This is a genomic window from Achromobacter deleyi (assembly GCF_016127315.1).
Taxonomy (GTDB): Bacteria; Pseudomonadota; Gammaproteobacteria; order Burkholderiales; family Burkholderiaceae_B; genus Achromobacter; species Achromobacter insuavis_A.
On sequence record NZ_CP065997.1, the window covers coordinates 4,223,315 to 4,243,199 of the forward strand.

Sequence of the window (19,885 nt, forward strand, 5' to 3'; positions counted from 1 at the left end):
GCGGTCAGAAGCGGTAGCCGACCTGCAGCCAGAGTTCGCGGCCGGATTGATAGGTGGCGTTGTTGCTTGCCAGCGTGGGATTACCGGCCACGATCGCGGGCATGCGGTTGAGCAGATTGAGGGTGTCGATGGTCAGTTCGAGCCTGGGCATGACGGGGGGCTGCCACGAGAGCCGGGTGTCCCAGGTCCAGTACGAGGGCAGGCCGCCAGATTGATAGCGATCGAGGAAGGACGGGCCCGGGCCTCTGCCGACATAGATGATGTCCTCGCGCCTGCCGCGCCAGTTCAGCGTATGGGTCCAGGTCAGTCCGGCGCGTGGATAGACGCCGGTCAGCGTGAGCGCGGCCAATTGGGGCTGGTGGAAACTTCGCGGCGGCAGGTCGATGGTGCGGATGGGTGCGCCGTTGTAGATCACCCTGTCGTTGGGGCCGCGCGCGTTGTCGTCATAACCCTTGGCCAGGTCGGTGTTGGTCTTGCGCTTCTGCCAGCTCCATGAGACCTGCAGGTGCCAACGGGTCGGACCGGCTCGCCAGGGTTCCAGCGTGCGTAGCGTCAGGCTGACGGCGTCGGTCGTGGAGTTGCCGCCGTTGCGGTAGGTGAAGCCGGTGTTGATCTTGCCGCTCTTGATCCACTGCCGCCGGCCGTCGCGGCGGACATAGCCCAGCAGGCCTTCCAGGCCCGCCATGCGTTGGCGCAGCGAGAATGCCCATTCGTCGTCATAGGGCATGCGCAGCCCGCTGTAGTCCACGGCAAAATCCTGTTTGCCGGCGGGCACGGGATTGCCGCGGAAGTCGGTCAACTGTTGCAGCAGGCGCAGGCGCCGGGTTTCCAGGGCGGTTTCCAGCACGGCGCCGCCGAAGTAGCGGGACCATCCTCCGCTCAGCACGGTGGCGCCCGATCCGAGCACATCCCAATCCAGGCGCGTGCGCGGCGCGACACTGTGGCTGCCGAACAGGCTCTCGTGGTCATAGCGCAGCCCGGCATCCAGCGCCAGGCGCCGCCACTCGACGCGATCGGAGAGATACAGCGCCGCCGTCTGGCTGCGCGCCCGCACCGTTCCCGGCCGCCACAGGTACCTATTGCTGTCCGTGTAGCCGCCCGTGCTGCCGTAGGTGCGCGTGTAGGCGGTCGATAGCTTCGGCCGCTTGAAGGCCGCGTCGATCCGCTGCGCGTCGATGCCCGCGTAGACGTTGTGCGTGAATGCCCGGGCGCGTAGCGGATCCAGATCGATCCGCCCCTTGAGCAGCACGGTGTCCTGCTGTTTTTGTTCCCGGCCGAAGCCGCCCTTGAAGTACACGGGCAGCCTGTAGGGGCGTGTCGTCACCCATTCGCGGCTCGTCGAACGGCGGTTGCTCATGGCGTGGTCCCAGCCGGCCTGCAGGGACAGGCGCGCCGCCGGCAATCGATATTCCAGACGGGCAGCCAGGCCATACGCGCCATGGTTGTTGGCGTATTGCGTGTCGCGGGCCGTATTGCTGCTCAGCGCTTCGCTGCGATCGCTGTATTTCAGCGTCAGATCGACCAGGGTGTCGGCGTCGGGGCGCACGCTGAACCTGCCCAGGAAGTTGTCGATGCGGTCGCGATAGTTGTTCGGCATGCGCAGTGACTTGCCTGCGTCATCCGCGCTCAGGCCCCAGCGCGCTATCCGGGATTGCCGATGCGACATGGCCAGCACCATGCCCGCCTTGTCGTTGACGGCAATGTCCGCCACCACCGAGTAGAAGCGCTTTTGCCATCGGGGCGTGAAGCCCGGCTCGCCTTGGGTCCATTTGTTCTCCTGGCCCGGCGAGACGCGCTGGCGAGTCATGTTCGAGGTGTTCCACCGATAGTCGAACTTCAGGTGGTTCTCGCCGGAAAAGCGGCGCAGGCGCGCGTCCACCACGCCGCCATTGAATCGTCCGTATTCCACCGGCACGAAACTGTCGTGCACGTGCACGGCTTCCAGCAGGCTGGCGTCGATGAAATACGACTGTGGATTGCTGGGGACATTGCCGCCTACCTGGGCCAGGTTCTTGTTGGCTGGATCGACGCGGTTGGTGGCATCGATGCCATCGATCTGGAACAGGTTCTGGTAGGGACTGGCGCCGTAGAAGGAAATGTCCTCGATATCGAGCGAACCGCGATTCTGCGCGCCGTGGGCGCCGGGGTTGGTGCGCACCGAGGGATGCGTCGCCACCAAGGTGCTCAGATCACGGTTGGACGAGGGTGTCGTGGCGATCTCCTGGCGACTGTAGACGCGTTCGCCAAGCTGTTCGCCATAGACCCGCACGGGATCGAGCCGCGACGTGTGGGTCGGGTCCGGCTGGTCGACGTAGATGAGGTAGCGGTTCTCGCCCTCCGCGCGCAATGCCAGGCCGGAGCCTTCCAGCATCTGGTCGAGCGCCAACCGGGCGGGAAACCTGCCGCGCACGACGGGAGAGACTTTGCCCGCAACTGCTGCGGGCGGGAACGATATCTCCAGGCCGGATTGACGGCCCAGCTCGATCAGCGCGTCGCCCAGGGGGAGAGCGGGGATGCATAGACGGACGGCTTCAGTGAGGGGCTCGGCTATTGCGGGTAGGGGAGAGACATACGCCAGGACTGTGCCAAGAAAAATGGTGCTGATAGTAAGTCGGCTTGCGCTTTGGTCATTGGAGCGGCATGGCATGAGGGCGTTCCACCATTGTGTTCAGTATCCACGGTGGGACGTCGCTTCGTGAGTTCGACCTCAGTGCAAATGGTTGGGCCAACAGTCCGATTTGTGTCTAGTGTCTGTCCGACTCGTCCCTGCGGTCTGAAACAATATGTCCGAATGTGGAGGAGGAATCATGGAACACGAGAGATTTTCCCTGGAAATGACTTTGCTCATCTGTGTTGCCTTGTTGGCGTTCTATTTCTATTGTGATTACAAAGAGAGCAAGCGCTCGGCAACGAGCATGGCGAAATTTATTCTGGGGTCTATGGTGTCGTTGATTGTAAATATGTTCTTTTGGTTATGAAATTTTCAGGTCGGCCACTTCACATTCAGAGAAATTCGAGAAAATATATCCAAGTCGTAGGCCTGCAATTTTCCCCTGCTTATCTACACGCAATACGATCTCCTGAATGTTCCAGTTGTTGCTTGGCCTCCACACGAAATTTTCACCCTTTTTTTGAGGGAATCCGTACTTTTTCTCTAACGTTCTCCCAATTTTATTACGAGAATCTAAAATCTCTGATTCTAGTGCAGCCTCTTTAATCGCCGTTACGCGGCAAAGTCCAACTTTGGGTGAGATCGTATAAATATATGCGTTAAATTCATTCATCTTTATCGGAGCCTGCATGCTCAGATATTCGTTCTTCCTGCCCGAGATAGGTTGAATTTTCACATGGGTTACGAGTTCTGCATGCGTCATTCCCATGTGAACGCCAAATGGTCCAAGTTCTTGTGCGTCCGATGTGGCCCACAGACCAATAGCGCATAAGAATAATATATTTCTCGTTAGCATATATAATAATATTTTCCGCATATTTCGTATCGATTTTATTAATACGAAATACGATCTATCATCGCTGCCAATTTGGATTGACTCGTTAAAATTACGGAAATGGTTTTATTCTTTTGCAGAGTGGCATCCGTTAATGATTTCTGTGCTTGTAGCAATTCCAGCATAGTACCGACTCCTGACTTATATCTACCGAATGCCAAAGCGTATGCTTCTTTTGTTGCAACTAACAGTTGTGAGGTTAGTTTTAGATTTGATAATTGAGTATCAATTTTCTCCTTTTGAAGCCACAAATTCTTAGAAACTTTGCGTTCAATCTCCGTGATGGACGCGATCCGAAAATCTCTTTGCGCGATAGCTGTCTGCTTGCTCTGAAAGCTTGAAAATCCAGAGAATATTGGAATTTTCAATTGTAGACCGATTGACCAGCTACGGATTCTCTGCTTGGTGGTTGATCCAGTAGAGGGTGTTAAACTTTGACTGCCGCTTGCTATTAATCCAATCGTAGGTTGTTGCTCTGCTTCCACAAGTGAAAGATGCGCTTCCGCAGCGTTTTTCTCCTCAATAGCAGACAGTACCATCGGATTTCTTCGTACCGCTTCTTCGAGTAGATAGTTCATGTCCGCTTGTACCAGATCGGTGTTTATATCTTGCACCTGAGTGGTGACAACAATATTTGCGTCTGGGCGTAGGCCGATCATGCTTGCCAAGTCGGCAAGGGCTTCACGTTCCTCTGTCAACGCGTTTTTCAGATCAATCTGTGCTTGTATGAGAGTAGACTCAGCTAGCAAGATATCGCCACGAGTGCCCACGCCCAAATCAAATAGCCGCTTTGATAACTCTGTCCCAATGTTGTTATATGGGAAAAATTTAAGAGAAGAATTTATATATTAAAAAAATATCATGATCTGATGTGATGTTGTGGGGAAGAGGTGGGTGTAATTCTCGTTATCGGTAAAAACAGGACGTGTCTGACGGCGACGGTGCGGGCGAGTACTACCCCGACGCATACGTTTTCACTTTAATAAGCTACTCGCGATTGTTGTGCGCAGCGGTTAGTTAGTGGCGGCCTGAATGCCAGAGTTAACCTTTGGTTGAGGCGCCGTCGTTGACTGTCTGTCGGCAGATGTTTCGTTAACGGCCTCATTTTTTAAATTCAAGCGGCTCATCTTCCGTTGGGTGATGGGATGTGTGAGCCCTACTGGTTTGATAGATTAAGCTTGGTGGCGAGGTGTTTCTTACTGGTTCTGGGTGTTGACCGATTGGCAGGCGCTTATTTCTTTGGGGGAGTATTGATGGCGTTGTGAAGATGCAGTTGGAGCGAAGGCTCGTTCGCACGGCTCGCGGAGATTGCAGCTACGACTGACGGTAAAATCTTGGGCACTAACAGGCTGACTTTTTTAGGTACGACGGAATAATCTAGTTGATATAGAACTCGCCTTCTCCCGGCGCCGCGCTGTCGTAATTGGTAAGTCCTTGCCCCAGGCACCCCTGGCCCCGCCGATCTTTACACACAAGCCTAGAGGCCGAAGAGATTGGCGCTCTGTGGCTGAGACTTAATTTCTCAATCGGATTGGGGTGTCGAGAGGCGTCCTAGGATCTCTGTCGATAGCGAGGTGTGGCAGGAGGAGGGATACCTAGACGCTGAAGCCGTGAGCGGTCGGTCATATCGTCGGGCGTTGTCAGAAGCGGTAGCCGACCTGGAGCCAGAGTTCGCGGCCGGATTGGAAAGTATTGGGCGTGGTCTTTCCTCTTGGGTTGGTCGCGGTGAGCGCGGGCATGCGGTTCAGCAGGTTCAGCACCTCGATCGCGAATTCCATGCTGGGCAAGGCAGTGGGCTGCCAGGTGAGCTTGCTATCCCAGGTCCAGTACGAGGGCAGGCCGCCGGATTTGAAGCGGTCGAGGTATTCCGGCTTGGGTCCCCGGCCTTCATAGATCGTGGCATCGCGCCTGCCGCGCCAGTTCAGCATATTGCTCCAGGTGAGGCCCATGCGCGGATAGGCGCCGATCAGGGTGAGCGCGGCGACCTGGGGTTGGTAGAAACTGGTGGGCGGCAGGTCGATCGCGCGGATCTCGGCGCCGTTGTAGATCACGCGGTCGTCGGGATCGCGCGCATCGCCGTCATAGCCCTTGAGCAGGTCGTTGTTGGTCTTGCGCTTTTGCCATCCCCAGGTGGCCAGCAGGTTCCAGCGGGTCTTGCCGACGCGCCACGGCTCCAGCGTGCTGAGTGCCAGGGTGACGCTGTCAGTGGTGGATCGGCCGTCATTGGTGTACCGGTAACTGCCAATGCCGGTGCTGCGCTTGGTCCACTGGTCCCGGCCGTTACGGTGCACATAGCTTAGCTGGCCTTCCAGCCCGGCCAGACGCTGGCGCAGCGAAACCGCCCATTCGTCGTCATGGGGCAGCCGCAATCCGTCGTAGTCCACCCTATAGGGCTTGGCGCCATCGTCAACGGGATTGCCCTTGCCGTCGATCTCCAGGCGGCTCAGGCGATGGCGTTCGGCTTCCAGGGCGGTTTCCAGCACCTCGGCGCCGTAGTAGCGCGACCATCCCGCGCTCAGGAGGGTGCCGCCGGCGCCGAACAGGTCCCAGTCCAGGCGGGTGCGCGGCGACACGTTGCGGGTGCCGAGGAAGCTCTCCTGGTCATACCGCAGGCCGGCATCCAGGGCCAACCTGCGCCATTCGATGCGATCGGACAGGTACAGGCTTGCCATGTGGTACCTGACATTGACGGTGCCGGGCAGGTTGTGGCTCTTGTTGCTGTCCCGGTAGGTGCCGGCGCCGTTGTAGGTGCGCTTGTAGGAATAGGAATCCCGCAAGCGCTCGAACCCGGCGTTTATCTGGTTCAGATCGACGCCGGCATAGGAGGTATGCGTGAACGCGCCGGTGTTCCAAGGATCCAGGTCGATGCGGCCTTTGAGGGTCCAGGTGTCCTGCCGCGTCTGTTCCTTGCCGAAGCCTCCCGTGGTGTATTTCGGCAGCTTATACACCACGTGGGTGACGAATTCGCTGTCGACCGATTGGCGGTTGCTGCTGGCACGGTCCCAGCCTGCCTGCAACGTCAATCGTCCGCCTTGCAATTGCCGCTCCAGATTGCCGTTGAGGCCATAGGCGCTATGGTTGTTGTCCCAGTGCGTGTCGCGGAAGGTATTGCTGGCCAGCCTTTCGCTGCGGTCGCTGTATTTCAACGTCAGGTCGGCGGTGGTATCCGCGCTGGCCAGCACGCTGAATTTGCCCAGGAAATTGTCGATACGGTCACGATAGGTGTTCTGGGCTGCCAGGGGCTGCTCGCCCTTGTCGTCCGCGCCCATGATCCAGCGAGTGATGTCGGATTGCCGATGCGACAGGGCGAGCACCACACCGGACTTGTCGTTGAAAGCGATATCGCCCACGGCCGAGTAGAAGCGTTTCGTCCATGCTGGCGAATATCCGGGGCTGCCTTGCGCCCATTTGTTTTCCTCTCCTTGAGCGACCTGCTGTCGGGTCATGTTCGAAGTGTTCCAGCGGTAATCGAATTGCAGGTGGTTCTCGCCGGAAAAGCGGCGCAGGCGCGCATCGACCACACCGCCCGTGAAGCGGCCGTACTCGACCGGCACGAAGCTGTCGTACACCCGGACCTGGTCGATCAGGTGGGTGTCGATGAAGTACGACTGCGGATTGCTGGGCACGTTGCCAATCTGCAGGTTCAGGTTGCGGCTGGCCGGGTCCACCCGGTTGGTGGCGTCTGTGCCGTCGATCTGGAACAGGTTCTGGTAGGGGCTGGCGCCGTGAAATGAAATTCTTTCCACGTCGAGCGAGCCTCGGTTTTGTGAGCTGGCCGCGCCCGGATCGGTGCGCACCGCCGGATGCGTCGCCACCAGTGTGCTCAGATCGCGATTGGACGAGGGCGTCGCGGCGATTTCCTCGCGGCTATAGATGCGTTCGCCGATCTGCTCGCCGTAGACCCGCACCGGCTCCAGCCGCGACGCCGAGAACGGCGTGGCCTTGTCGGCGAAGACGATATAGCGCCGCGGCCCATCGGCGCGCAGCGCCAGGCCGGAGCCGGCCAGCAGGCGGTTCAACGCCAGCAGCGCCGAATACTCGCCTTGCAGGGCGGGCGAGACCTTGCCGGCGACGGCGGCCGGCGGGAAGGAGATTTCCAGGCCGGCCTGGCGGCCGAGCGCCAGCAGCGCGTCACCGAGCGCTTGGGCGGGAATGTCGTAGACGTGGGCGAGCGGGGCGCGCTGGGCCGCTGACGGCGCGGCCCAGGTCAGCGCCGTGCAGACGGCTGTGGCCCAGGCGCCGTAGCGGCGCCGGGACGAAGGAGTAAAGGAGAAAAGCATGGGGCGCCTCTGGCTGTTTTGAATTCAGCCAGAGGACGCGCCGGGCGGCGGCAGACCTCAGCGCCCGGACGGCGAAAACCCTGCATGCACCTGCAAGTTCAGACCAAGGGAAGGGGCGGGCGCTGCTTCAGAACCGATACCCCACCTGCAACCACAGTTCGCGTCCCGATTGGAACGTGCTGCGGTTGGTCTTCAGGTTCGGATTGCTGGCCGTGACCGCCGGCATGCGGTTCAGCAGGTTCAGCACTTCCACCGTGAATTCCAGGTTGCGCGCGAAGGTCGGCTGCCACGCCAGCTTGGTGTCCCAGGTCCAGTACGACGGCAGTTCGCCGGACTCGTAGCGGTCGAGGTATTCCGGCCGCGGGCCGACGCCGACGTAGATGGTGGCGTCGCGCTTGCTGCGCCAGTTCAGCTTGTTGCTCCAGGTCAGGCCGGCGCGCGGGTAGGCGCCGATCAGTGTGAGCGAAGCGACCTGGGGCTGGTAGAAGGTGCTGGGCGGCAGGTCGATGGCGCGGATTTCCGAGCCGTTGTAGATCACGCGGTCATCCGGATCGCGCGCATCGGCGGTGTAGCCGGTGACCAGGTCGCCGTTGGTCTTGCGCTTCTGCCAGCTCCACGATGCCTGCATGTTCCACCGCGTCGGCCCCAGGCGCCAGGGTTCCAGCGTGCGCAGCGTCAGGCTGACGCCGTCTGTGGTGGAAAAGCCGTCGTTGCCATAGGTGTAGCCCGCGGCCTGCGTGCCGCTCTTGGTCCATTGGTCGCGGCCGTTGCGATGCACGTAGCTGAGCAGGCCTTCGATGCCCGCCATGCGTTGGCGCAGCGACACCGCCCATTCATCGTCGTAGGGCATGCGCAGGCCACGGTAATCGACAAAGTATTCCTTGCCGCCGTCGGTCACGGGCTTGCCCTTGCTGTCGAGCACCTGCCGGCGCAGGCGGCTGCGTTCGGCTTCCAGCGCGGTCTCCAGCACTTCGCTGCCGTAGTAGCGCGACCAGCCCGCGCTCAGCAGCGTGTCGCCCGAGCCCAGCACGTCCCACTCCAGGCGGGTGCGCGGCGACAGGTTGTTGTTGCCCAGGAAAGTCTCGCGGTCGTAGCGCAACCCGGCGTCCAGCGCCAGCCGCTGCCATTCGATGCGGTCGGACAGGTACACGCTGGCCATGCTGTATTTCACATCGACCGTGCCGGGCAGGTAATGGACCTTGCTGAAGTCCTGGTAGGTGCCCTTGTTGTTGTAGGCGCGGCGGAACGAATACGAATCCTGGAAGCGCTTGAAGCCCGCGTCGATCTGCTGCAGGTCGGCGCCGGCGTACAGGCTGTGGGTGAAGATGCCGGTGCGCACCGGATCCAGATCGACGCGTCCCTTCAGGGTCCAGGTGTCCTGCCGCGTCTGTTCCTTGCCGAAGCCGCCCGCGGTGTATTGCGGCAGCTTGTAGGGTTGGTAGGTCACCAGTTCGTCGCCGACGGATTGGCGGTCGCTGGTGGCGTGGTCCCAGCCGGCCTGCAGCGTGAAGCGCCCGCCCTGGAACAGGTGGTCGAGGTTGCCGCTCAGGCCGTAGGCGCCGTGGTTGTTGTCCCAATGCGTATCGCGGAACAGGTAGCTGGACAGCGTCTCGCTGCGGTCGCTGTATTTCAGCGTCAGGTCGGCGGTGGTGTCGGCGCTGGCGCGCACACTGAACTTGCCCAGGAAGTTGTCGACGCGGTCGCGGTAGGTGTCCTGGCCCTGCTGCGGCTGGCCCTTGTCGTCCACCCCCATGTTCCAGCGCGTGATGTCGGATTCACGGCGCGACATGGCCAGCACCACGCCGGATTTGTCGTTGAAGGCGAAGTCGCCCACCACGGAGTAGAAGCGCTTTTTCCATTCGGGGGAATAGCCCGGCTGGCCCTGCGCCCAGCTGTTCTCCTCGCCTTCCGACACCTGCTGCTGCGTCATCTTCGAGGTGTTCCAGCGGTAGTCGAACTTCAGGTGGTTCTCGCCCGAGAAGCGGCGCAGCCGCGCGTCCACCACGCCGCCGGTGAAGCGGCCGTACTCGACCGGCACGAAGCTGTCGTACACGCGCACCGCTTCCAGCAAGCTGGTGTCGACGAAGTAGGACTGCGGGTTGCTGGGGACGTTGCCGACCTGCAGATTGAGGTTCTTGCTGGCCGGATCGACGCGGTTGGTGGCGTCGATGCCGTCGATCTGGAACAGGTTCTGGTAGGGGCTCGAGCCGTGGAAGGAGATGTCCTCGACGTTGAGCGAGCCGCGGTTCTGCGAGCCGCTGGCGCCCGGGTTGGTGCGCACCGCCGGGTGGCTGGCGACCAGGGTGCTCAGGTCGCGGTTGGACGATGGCGTTTCGGCGATTTCCTGCTGGCCATAGATGCGCTCGCCGGCCTGTTCGCCATAGACGCGTACGGGGTCGAGCCGCGAAGTCGAGAACGGATGGGTCTTGTCGACGAAGACGATGTAGCGGCCCGGGCCGTCGGCGCGCAGTGCCAGGCCGGAGCCGGCCAGCAGGCGGTCCAGCGCCAGCAGGGCGGAGTACTCGCCTTGCAGCGCGGGCGAGACCTTGCCCGCCACGGCGGCCGGCGGGAACGAGATCTCCAGGCCCGATTGGCGCCCGAGCGCGAGCAGGGCGTCGCCCAGCGCCTGCGTCGGGATGTCATACGCGATGGTGCGGGCGGGCGGCTGGGCGGCGACGGGAGCGGTGATGGCCAGCATGACGCAAAGGAGGGCGGCCGAGGCGCTGGGCCGGCGTTTGCGGTCAAGAGGGAAAGGCATGAAAACGTCCTACGCTGTGTTGATGTCAGCCGTAGGACGCCGTTTAGGACGCAACCCCTCATTGCAGAATTGATGAATAATTTATATTGATTCTTATTTACCGATTGGAAATGCCAGTGGAAGACGGCGAGCGCAGTCCGGGATATCGCGAGTAGTGGGGGGGGCGTGAAAGGGCGGCGCCGCGGAAAGTTGATGCGCCTGCGATGCAGGCGATGCCCTGCCATGCGGATCGCGCCGGACCCGCCAGCCCTGCAAGGGCAATCCCTCAGCGCAGGATCAGCAGGCCGGGCAGGTCGGTGATGCCCACCTTGGTCTGCGCCAGCAGCAGGTCGAGTGCGCGCTTGGGATCGGCGATGCTCGCGGTGCCGGACACGCGGGTGCCGCGCGCCAGTTCGCCCAGCACCAGGATGTGCTTGCCGGTGTAGCGCGCCAGCTGCGCGGCGGCGTCGGGCAGCGCGGTGTCGTTGAAGGCCAGCAGGCCCTGGCTCCAGGCGGGCGCGGTTTCGCGCGGCGCCGGGTCGCGGACCATGCCGCTGGCCGAGACCGTGATGCGTTGCCCCGGTTCGAGGGTTTGTAGCTGCCCGTCGGCGCAGGCCAGGCATTGCACCGCCACCTGGTGCTGGTAGACGGTGACGCGGGTCGCGTCGGCGTCGCGCGCCACGGTGTAGCGCGTGCCCAGGGCGGTGGCGCTGGCGTCCGCCGTGACGACCGTGAAGGCGGGGCCGTCGGCGCCGCGGGGCGTGGCCTCGAACAGGGCCTGGCCGGACAGCAGGCGCACCTCACGCTTGCCCGGGCCGAAGTCCACGGCGATGGCCGAATGCGCGTCCAGGATGGCGCGCGAGCCGTCGGGCAGGGCCACGCGCAGCGGCTGCGTGCCGCTGGCGTAGTCGGCGTCCGGCTGGAAGTCGCGCAGGGAATAAGCGGCCATGCCCGCGGCCGTGACGAGCGCCAGGGCCAATGCCGCGCGGCGTTTGCGCGGCGGGCGGATGGCCAGCTTGCCGCGGTCGATCTCGCCCATGCGGCGCCACACCCGCGCCAGCCGGTCAAAGGCGGCGGCATGGCGGGGATCGGCTTGGTACCAGGCGTCGAATTCCGCCTGCGCCTGCGCGTCCAGCGGCTGGCCGCTGTGGCGGATGACCCAGCGCGAGGCCTGTTCGTCGGCGGCCGTGGCGTTGCCGTGGGCGGCGGCTTTGTTCACGCGCTCAGGGCCTGGTCGCAGGCCAGCAGGATGCGCATCATGTGCTTTTCGACCGCGCTGACCGAGATGGCGAAACGTTCGGCGATGGCGCGGTAGGTCAGGCCTTCGTGGCGATGCAGGACGAACACGTCCAGGCTGCGGCGCGGCTGGCGCAGCAGGGCCGATTCGAGCCGGCGCAGCAGTTGGTTGGCCGAGGCGACTTCGAGCGTGTCGGCTTCGAACGCCGGCGGCTGCGCGGCGGCGTAGTCGGCCACCGCGACCATTTCACGGCCGCGCCGCCGATGCCAGTCGGTGGCGATGTTGGCGGCCACCCGGAAGACATAGGCGCGGTCGTTGTCCGGAAGGGTTCTGTCCTTGAACTCGGCCAGCTTGATCCACGTGTCCTGGGCGCAATCCTGGGCCACGTCGCGCGAGCCGGTGCGCATGGCCAGGAAGCCCAGCACTTCGCGGTAGTGCCGGATAAATACATCGGTAAGCGAAGACATGTCGCTGACGGCGGGCGCCAGATAGAGTCAGATTCACTTCATATTATAAATGATAATTATTATTGTTATTGCATGTTTCCCTGGGAAGGGAAGGGGCGGACGGCGCGCGCCGTCCGCTTGTCGATCAGGCTTCGCCCTGTTCGATTTCTTCCAGCGAGCCCTGCAGTTCGAGCCACTGTTCTTCCAGCGTTTCCAGGCGCTTGCCGTGTTCGCCGTGTTCGGCCATGACCTTCTGGCGCTCGGCGCGGCGCGCATCGGAATACAGGTCCGGGTCGGCGATGACGCCGTCCAGCGCCTGCAGCTTGACGCGCAGCTTCTCCATCTCGGTCTCGACCTTGGCCAGCTTGGCTTCCAGCGGCTTGCGCAACGCCGACAGGCGCTGGCGCTGCTCGGCCTCGGCGCGGCGTTGCGCCTTGCGGTCGACCACGGCCTCGCCGTTCTCGGCGTTTTCGCGCGCCGCTTCGGCGCGTTCGCCGGCGTTGCGGGCGGCCAGCCAGTCGCGGTAGTCCTCCAGGTCGCCGTCGAATTCGCGCACGGCGCCGTCGGCCACGATCCAGAAGCTGTCCACGGTGGTGCGCAGCAGGTGGCGATCGTGCGACACCAGCAGCATGCTGCCGCCGAATTCGGCCAGCGCGGCGGCCAGGGCCTCGCGCGTCTCGACGTCCAGGTGGTTGCTGGGTTCGTCCAGCAGCAGCAGGTTGGGCTTCTGCCAGACGATCAGCGACAGGGCCAGGCGAGCCTTTTCGCCGCCCGACATCGGGCCGACCTTGCTGTTGACCGTATCACCCGAGAAGCCGAAGCCGCCCAGGTAATTGCGCAGCTCCTGCTCGCGCGTTTCCGGCGACAGCCGCGCCAGGTGCGCCAGCGGCGTGCTGTCCACGTCCAGCATGTCGAGCTGGTGCTGGTGGAAGTAGCCGATCGCCAGCCCGCGCGAGGCGCGGCGTTCGCCCGCCTGCACCGGCAGTTCTTCGGCCAGCGTCTTGATCAGCGTACTCTTGCCGGCGCCGTTGGCGCCCAGCACGCCGACACGGCTGCCGGCGCGCACCATCAGCGTCACGTCGCGCAGGATCGGCACGTCGTTGCCGGCCGCGTCGGTGTAGCCGGCCGACAGGTGTTCCAGCGTCAGCAGCGGGTCCGGCACCTGCTCGGGCGAGGGGATGCGGATGTCGATGCCGGCCTCGGCCTGCAGCGGCGCCAGCACCTGCATGCGCGCCAGGGCCTTGACCCGGCTCTGGGCCTGCTTGGCCTTGGAGGCCTTGGCCTTGAAGCGGTCGATGAAGCCCTGCAGGCGCGCCGTTTCACGGGTCTGGCGTTCGTAGGCGATATTGGTCTGGCGCAGGCGCTCGGCGCGCTGCGTCAGGAAGTCGCCGTAGCCGCCGCGGTAGCGCACCAGCTTGGCGTGGTCGAAATGCAGGATGGACTTGGCCACCGCGTCCAGGAACTCGGTGTCGTGGGAGATCAGCATGACGGTGCCGGGATAGGCGGCCAGCCATTTCTCCAGCCACAGCATGGCGTCCAGGTCCAGGTGGTTGGTGGGCTCGTCCAGCAGCAGCAGTTCGGACGGCGCCATCAGCGCGCGCGCCAGCGCCAGGCGCATGCGCCAGCCGCCGGAGAAGCTCGCCACCGGCTGCGTCCATTCGGCCGGCTTGAAGCCCAGGCCGGCCAGCAGCTGTTCGGCGCGCGAGGCCGCGCTCCAGGCGCCGGCCTCGACCAGGGCCGCTTCGACCTCGGCGATCTGCGTGCCCTGGTCGTCGGTCAGCTCGGCGCGGCGCGCCTGCAGCGCGCGCAGCGGCGTGTCGCCGTCGATGACGAATTCACGCGCGGGGCGGTCGTCGGCATGCAGTTCCTGTTCGACGCTGGCGATGCGCCAGCCGGCCGGCAGCGCCAGGTTGCCGGCGTCCAGGTCCAGCGCGCCGGTCAGCAGCGCGAACAGCGACGATTTGCCGGCGCCGTTCTTGCCGACGATGCCGACGCGCTCGCCCGGGTGCACCACGAATTCGGCGTCGTCCAGCAGCACCTTGGTGCCACGGCGCAGGGTCAATCCAGAGGCGCGGATCACGTCGTCAACTGCTCGCGGGTCAGCAACAGCAGCTGGTCGGAGGCTTCTTCCGTATCCAGCCACACCGGCGACAGTTCAGGGAAGGCGGCTTCGAAGAAATCGCGCTCGTGGCCGATCTCCAGCACCAGCACGCCGTTCTCCGACAGGTAGCGCGGTGCCGCCTGCAGGATGCGGCGCACCAGGTCCATGCCGTCGGCGCCGCCGGCCAGGGCCAGGTGCGGCTCGTGGCGGTATTCCTGCGGCAGCACGTCCATCGAACCGCTGTTGACGTAGGGCGGGTTGCAGACGATCACGTCGTACTGGCGTTCGGGCAGGCTGTCGAACAGATCGCTCTGGTGCAGCGCCAGCCGGTCGCCCAGGCCGTAGTCGTCGACGTTGCGGCGGGCGACCTCGAGCGCGTCGGGCGACACGTCGACGGCGTCCACCTGGGCATAGGGGAAGGCCAGGGCCGACAGGATCGCCAGGCAGCCCGAGCCGGTGCACATGTCCAGCACGCTGTCGACGGCCTGCGCGTCCTGTACCCAGGGCGACAGGCCTTCGTCCAGCAGCTCCGCGATGGGCGAGCGCGGCACGATGACGCGCGCGTCCACGTAGAAGCGATGCCCGCGCAGCCAGGCCTCATTGGTGAGATAGGCGGCCGGCACGCGCTCGGTGACGCGGCGGTCGATCAGCTCCAGCACGCGGTTGCGTTCCTCGCTGAGCACGCGGGCGTCCAGGAAGGGCTCCAGCGTGTCCAGCGGCAGGTGCAGCGCGTGCAGGACCAGATAGACCGTCTCGTCCCAGGCGTTGTCGCTGCCGTGTCCCAGCGCCACCTGGGCGGCGTTCAGGCGCGATACGCCATAGCGGATCAGGTCGCGCAGGGTCAGCAGTTCTTGGCGGGCGGATTGATACATGGGAGGCTTTTTACTTGGCGGGCAGGAGGTTTTCCAGCGTGCGCCGATAGATGTTTTTCAACGGGTCCAGCGAGGCCAGCTCGATACGCTCGTTGACCTTGTGGATCGTGGCGTTGCAAGGGCCGAACTCGATGACTTGCGGGCAGATCTTGGCGATGAAGCGGCCATCGGACGTGCCGCCGGTGGTCGACAGCTCGGCCGTCACGCCGGTCTCGGCGTGGATGGCCTTGACCAGCGCATCGGTCAGCGAACCGCGCGGGGTCAGGAAGGGCTCGCCGCCCAGGTCCCAGTCCAGCGTGTATTCCAGCCCATGGCGGTCCAGCACTTCGTGCACCCGCGCCTGCAGGCCTTCCGGCGTGCTGGCGGTGGAGAAGCGGAAGTTGAACAGCGCCACGGCGTCGCCCGGCACCACGTTGGTGGCGCCGGTGCCCGAGTTCAGGTTCGAGACCTGGAACGTGGTGGGCGGGAAGTACTCGTTGCCCTGGTCCCATTCGATCGCGACGATCTCGGCCAGCGCCGGCGCCAACTGGTGCACCGGGTTGCGCGCCAGGTGCGGGTAGGCCACGTGGCCCTGGATGCCCTTGACCGTCAACGTGCCCGACAGCGAGCCGCGGCGACCGTTCTTGCAGGTGTCGCCGAGCACGTCGCCCGAGGTGGGTTCGCCGACGATGCAGTAGTCCATCTGCTCGCCACGCGCCTTGAGCGCGTCACAGACGATGGCGGTGCCGTCGATCGACGGACCTTCTTCGTCGGACGTGATCAGCAGGGCGATCGAGCCGCCGTGCTGCGGATTGGCCGCCACGAATTCCTCGGCCGCCACCACGAAGGCGGCGATCGAGCTCTTCATGTCGGCGGCGCCGCGGCCGTACAGGTAGCCGTCGCGCTCGGTGGGCACGAACGGATCGCTTTCCCACTTCTCGCGCGGACCCGGCGGCACCACGTCGGTGTGGCCGGCGAAGACCGTCAGCGGCGCCGTATTGCCACGGCGCGCCCACAGGTTGGTGACACCGCCCTGGGCGATGGTTTCGCAGGTGAAGCCGATGCGCGCCAGGCGCGCGGCCAGCGTCGCCTGGCAATCGGCGTCCGCCGGGGTCACCGACGGACGGGCGATCAGGTCCTTGACCAGATCCAGAACAACCGAAGCCGCCATTACGCCCTCAGCAGATCGTTGATGCTGGTCTTGGCGCGGGTCTGCGCGTCGACACGCTTGACGATGACGGCGCAGGCCAGGCTGTGCGAGCCGTCGGCCGAGGGCAGCGAGCCCGGCACCACCACCGAACCCGACGGCACGCGGCCGTAGGTGACCTTGCCCGTGGCGCGGTCATAGATCTTGGTGCTTTGCGACAGGTACACGCCCATGGCCAGCACCGAGTTCTCTTCGACGATCACGCCTTCGACGACTTCCGAGCGGGCGCCGATGAAGCAGTTGTCTTCGATGATGGTGGGGTTGGCCTGCAGCGGCTCGAGCACGCCGCCGATGCCGACGCCGCCGGACAGGTGGACGTTCTTGCCGATCTGGGCGCACGAGCCGACGGTGGCCCAGGTGTCGACCATGGTGCCTTCATCGACGTAGGCGCCGATGTTGACGTACGAGGGCATCAGCACCACGTTGCGGCCGATGAAGGCGCCGCGGCGGGCGACGGCGGGCGGCACCACGCGGTAGCCGCCTTGCTTGAAGGCGTTGTCGCCGTATTCCGAGAACTTGAGCGGCACCTTGTCGTAGAACTGCAGCGGGGCCTGGCCCATGATGGCGTTGTCGTACAGGCGGAACGACAGCAGCACGGCCTTCTTGATCCACTGGTGCACGACCCAGTCGTCGTTGATTTTCTCGGCCACGCGCAGGCGGCCCAGGTCCAGCCCGTCGATGGTGTGTTCGACGGCTTCGCGCACTTCGGCGCTGGCGTCGGAGGGCGACAGGTTGGCCCGGTCGTCCCAGGCTTTTTCGATGGTGGTCTGCAGGTCGAGAGTCATAGCGGCTCAGCTTTTGAAAGAAGGTTGGTCAAACAGAAGTATGTACGAAATGGGCGATGCGTTCGGCCGCCTGCACGCAGTCGGCCAAAGGCGCCACCAGGGCCAGGCGGACGCGCCCCTGCCCAGGATTCACACCGTGCGCCTCGCGCGCCAGGAAACTGCCCGGCAGCACGGTAACACCGGTACGGCCATAAAGGTCGCGCGCAAACGCGGTATCCGAACCCGGGGTGGCCGCCCACAGGTAGAACGAGGCCTGGGGACGCTGGACGTCCAGCACGTTCTGCAGGATCGGCAGCACGGCCTCGAATTTCTCGCGGTACAGGCGGCGGTTGTCCTTGACGTGGACTTCGTCGGTCCAGGCGGCGATGCTGGCCGCCGACACCAGCGGGCTCATGGCGCTGCCATGATACGTGCGATAGCGCAGGAAGCGGCCGATCAGCGCGGCGTCGCCCGCCACGAAACCCGAGCGCAGGCCCGGCACGTTGGAACGCTTGGACAGGCTGGAGAACGCCACCAGGTTGCGGTAGTCGTCGCGACCCAGGCGGCGCGCCGCCTGCAGGCCGCCCAGCGGCGGATTGCCTTCGTCCAGGTAGATCTCGGAATAGCACTCGTCGGAGGCGATCACGAACCCATGGCGGTCGGACAGGGCGAACAGGTCTTCCCATTCGTCCAGCGTCATGACATTGCCGGCCGGGTTGCCGGGCGAGCAGACGAACACCATGCGGGTCTTTTTCCAGACCTCGTCCGGCACCTGGTTCCAGTCGCAGGCGAAATTGCGCAGCGCGTCGGCGTTGACGTAATAGGGCGTGGCGCCGGCCAGCAGCGTGGCGCCCTCGTAGATCTGGTAGAACGGGTTGGGGCAGATCACCACGGACCCGGCCGCCGGATCGATCACCGTCTGGGTGAAGGCGAACAGCGCCTCGCGCGAGCCCAGCGCCGGCAGCACCTGGGTCTCGGCGTCCGGCGCCGGGATGCTGTAGCGCGACGCCAGCCAGCTGGCGATGGCCTGGCGCAGGGCGGGATCGCCCTTGGTCGACGGGTACACCGACAGCCCCTCCATGTGGTCGCGGATGGCCTGCGCGATGCGCTCCGGCGCGGCGTGTTTGGGCTCGCCGATCGACAGGTTGATGGGCGTCAGGCCGTCCGGCTGCGTGCTGGCCGAGGCCAGCAGGGCGCGCAGTTTTTCGAACGGGTAGGGGTGCAGGGCATCGAGGCGCGGATTCATGACGCAAGATTTTAACAAGCAAGCTACAATAGCGGGCTTGACCTTTGCGAAGGTGGCGAAATTGGTAGACGCACCAGGTTTAGGTCCTGACGCCGTAACAGGTGTAGGGGTTCGAGTCCCCTCCTTCGCACCAGCTTTATCCAGCAAAAACAATGACTTAGGGTTTTACCCTGTCATTGTTTTTGGCTGTTTTGGGGCTGTTTTGGCTCCAGATTGACAACTTAATGCCAGCTTTTCCCCGAAGAGGCCGACGGCCTTTCCTCCGGCATCAGGATCCGCAGCTGGCATCCATTTCCCGTACACGCGAATGATCATGGCCCAGTCCTTGTGGCCCATTTGGCGCGCGACCCACATCGGATGTTCCCCGGCTGAAAGCATCATGCTCGCGTAGGTGTGGCGCATCTGATACGGACGCCGATACCGAACGCCAGCCCGCTTTAGCGCCGTCGCCCAGACCTTCTGTACGGCCTGGCTGCTCGACCACCGTTCCCCCGTCCCGGGATTCCGGAAAACTTCCCCGTGCGGCTCCGCGCCAACCCAGGTATACGCTTTTTGGTCGTTGATCGCTTGGAGGGCTGGCCCCAGGATTTTCACGTCGCGCCGACTGGCTTTCGTCTTCGGCAGCTCGGCGACCCCCTTGGCGGCCCGCGTGATTGCCTTGCGCACCAGAATCACCCCTCGGCCAAAGTCGATGTCTGACCAGTTCAACGCGATTTGCTCGCTCGGGCGAAGCCCGCTCCAGAGAGTCACGATTGCGTAGTTGCGGGTTTGTGCGGGCAGCTTCGCCAGGATCGCTGCCTGCTCTTCTGGGGTGAAGGGATCCGGATCGTCGCTTTCCCCGTCGTCATCGTCCACGGGCTGTTCCTGCCGGCTGTAGTGGCGGCCACGCATGCAGTTCTCGTCCAGCAATTCGTCCTCGACTGCGTCGCCAAGCGCGGAGCGCAAGCAGCTTTGAATGTTGGACAGGCGCTTGTTGCTCAGCGGCTTGGTTGACGAAATGCTTGCGAGCCAAGACTTGATAGCGGGCCACTTGAGCTCCGTGAGCATCGCTGTGCCGAATTGCGGGATGAGCAGCCCGGCGACAATGCTCTGATAGCTCTGGAACGTACTGGCTTTCAGCGTCGGTTTCCGCGCGTCCAGCCATCCATCAAGATACTTTTCAACTGAAAGGATCTGTCCCGGCGTCTCCGCAAAGGTTCCGGCGCGCGCGCTGTCGGGAAAGGTGGCAGCGTAATCGAATACGCCTGTCGAAATCGCGTGCAGGATCGCCGCCCTGTGTTGCTCGGCCCGCTTCAGGTTAGCGGGCGTGGGCTTGAGAGGAATCCGCTCACGGCAGCGGCGACCCTTGTACTGGAACGTGATTTCGATGCTGCTTTCCGAGGCGGCTTTAACACCCCTCCCGTCTCTACCCATTTTTCGTAACCCTCCATATCTATAAGAACGCGGTCATCCGGCGCCCGGATCCACTCCTTGCCTTCCCGCCAGATGTCGTCTCGGATCTTCGAGCGAA

Annotated in this window: 13 protein-coding genes and 1 tRNA gene; 1 reads left to right on the top strand and 13 read right to left on the bottom strand. The window is 63.7% G+C overall.

What is annotated here, in order from left to right; all coding sequences use genetic code 11:
• Nucleotides 1–4: 4 nt before the first annotated feature.
• The 12 genes from I6I07_RS19180 to dapC form a co-directional block, all read right to left on the bottom strand.
• The gene (locus tag I6I07_RS19180) at nt 5–2,410 is read right to left on the bottom strand and encodes a TonB-dependent receptor (protein WP_232625654.1); all 2,406 of its coding nucleotides are present in this window, start codon (nt 2,408–2,410) and stop codon (nt 5–7) included.
• Nucleotides 2,411–2,972: 562 nt separating this feature from the next.
• Nucleotides 2,973–3,380, bottom strand: coding sequence for a hypothetical protein (locus I6I07_RS19185; protein WP_198483275.1), 408 nt, complete (start codon nt 3,378–3,380; stop codon nt 2,973–2,975).
• 125 nt (nt 3,381–3,505) lie between these two features.
• Nucleotides 3,506–4,276 carry a TolC family protein gene (locus I6I07_RS19190; RefSeq protein WP_198483276.1) on the bottom strand — a complete coding sequence of 257 codons (771 nt, stop codon included), beginning with the start codon at nt 4,274–4,276 and terminating at the stop codon, nt 3,506–3,508.
• A gap of 870 nt (nt 4,277–5,146) precedes the next feature.
• Entirely contained in the window at nt 5,147–7,786 is a 2,640-nt protein-coding gene (locus I6I07_RS19195) for a TonB-dependent receptor plug domain-containing protein (protein WP_198483277.1), read from the bottom strand.
• Nucleotides 7,787–7,913: 127 nt separating this feature from the next.
• Entirely contained in the window at nt 7,914–10,544 is a 2,631-nt protein-coding gene (locus I6I07_RS19200) for a TonB-dependent receptor plug domain-containing protein (RefSeq protein ID WP_198483278.1), read from the bottom strand.
• A gap of 265 nt (nt 10,545–10,809) precedes the next feature.
• On the bottom strand, nt 10,810–11,742 hold the full coding sequence (locus I6I07_RS19205; protein WP_198483279.1) for a FecR family protein: 933 nt from the start codon (nt 11,740–11,742) through the stop codon (nt 10,810–10,812).
• The gene (locus I6I07_RS19210) at nt 11,739–12,227 is read right to left on the bottom strand and encodes an RNA polymerase sigma factor (protein ID WP_198483280.1); all 489 of its coding nucleotides are present in this window, start codon (nt 12,225–12,227) and stop codon (nt 11,739–11,741) included. The genes I6I07_RS19205 and I6I07_RS19210 overlap by 4 nt, the downstream gene beginning before the upstream one ends.
• 124 nt (nt 12,228–12,351) lie before the next feature.
• A complete protein-coding gene (locus I6I07_RS19215) occupies nt 12,352–14,286 on the bottom strand; it encodes an ABC-F family ATP-binding cassette domain-containing protein (RefSeq protein ID WP_104021776.1) in 1,935 nt (644 codons plus the stop codon).
• Complete coding sequence (gene prmB / locus I6I07_RS19220) at nt 14,283–15,179, bottom strand: 50S ribosomal protein L3 N(5)-glutamine methyltransferase (protein WP_198483281.1); 897 nt, start codon at nt 15,177–15,179, stop codon at nt 14,283–14,285. Before prmB ends, I6I07_RS19215 begins: the two co-directional genes overlap by 4 nt.
• A gap of 10 nt (nt 15,180–15,189) precedes the next feature.
• Entirely contained in the window at nt 15,190–16,329 is a 1,140-nt protein-coding gene (gene dapE / locus I6I07_RS19225) for a succinyl-diaminopimelate desuccinylase (RefSeq protein ID WP_198483282.1), read from the bottom strand.
• Complete coding sequence (gene dapD, locus I6I07_RS19230) at nt 16,329–17,150, bottom strand: 2,3,4,5-tetrahydropyridine-2,6-dicarboxylate N-succinyltransferase (protein WP_006395964.1); 822 nt, start codon at nt 17,148–17,150, stop codon at nt 16,329–16,331. Before dapD ends, dapE begins: the two co-directional genes overlap by 1 nt.
• 28 nt (nt 17,151–17,178) lie before the next feature.
• The gene (gene dapC, locus I6I07_RS19235) at nt 17,179–18,375 is read right to left on the bottom strand and encodes a succinyldiaminopimelate transaminase (RefSeq protein ID WP_198483283.1); all 1,197 of its coding nucleotides are present in this window, start codon (nt 18,373–18,375) and stop codon (nt 17,179–17,181) included.
• A 46-nt stretch (nt 18,376–18,421) separates the two neighbouring features.
• On the opposite strand from dapC, the gene I6I07_RS19240 reads away from it, so the two are divergent.
• Nucleotides 18,422–18,508 (top strand) — tRNA-Leu (locus I6I07_RS19240).
• Nucleotides 18,509–18,540: 32 nt separating this feature from the next.
• Here the strand turns inward: I6I07_RS19240 and I6I07_RS19245 are convergent.
• Nucleotides 18,541–19,788 carry an Arm DNA-binding domain-containing protein gene (locus I6I07_RS19245; RefSeq protein ID WP_198483284.1) on the bottom strand — a complete coding sequence of 416 codons (1,248 nt, stop codon included), beginning with the start codon at nt 19,786–19,788 and terminating at the stop codon, nt 18,541–18,543.
• Nucleotides 19,789–19,885: the final 97 nt, after the last annotated feature.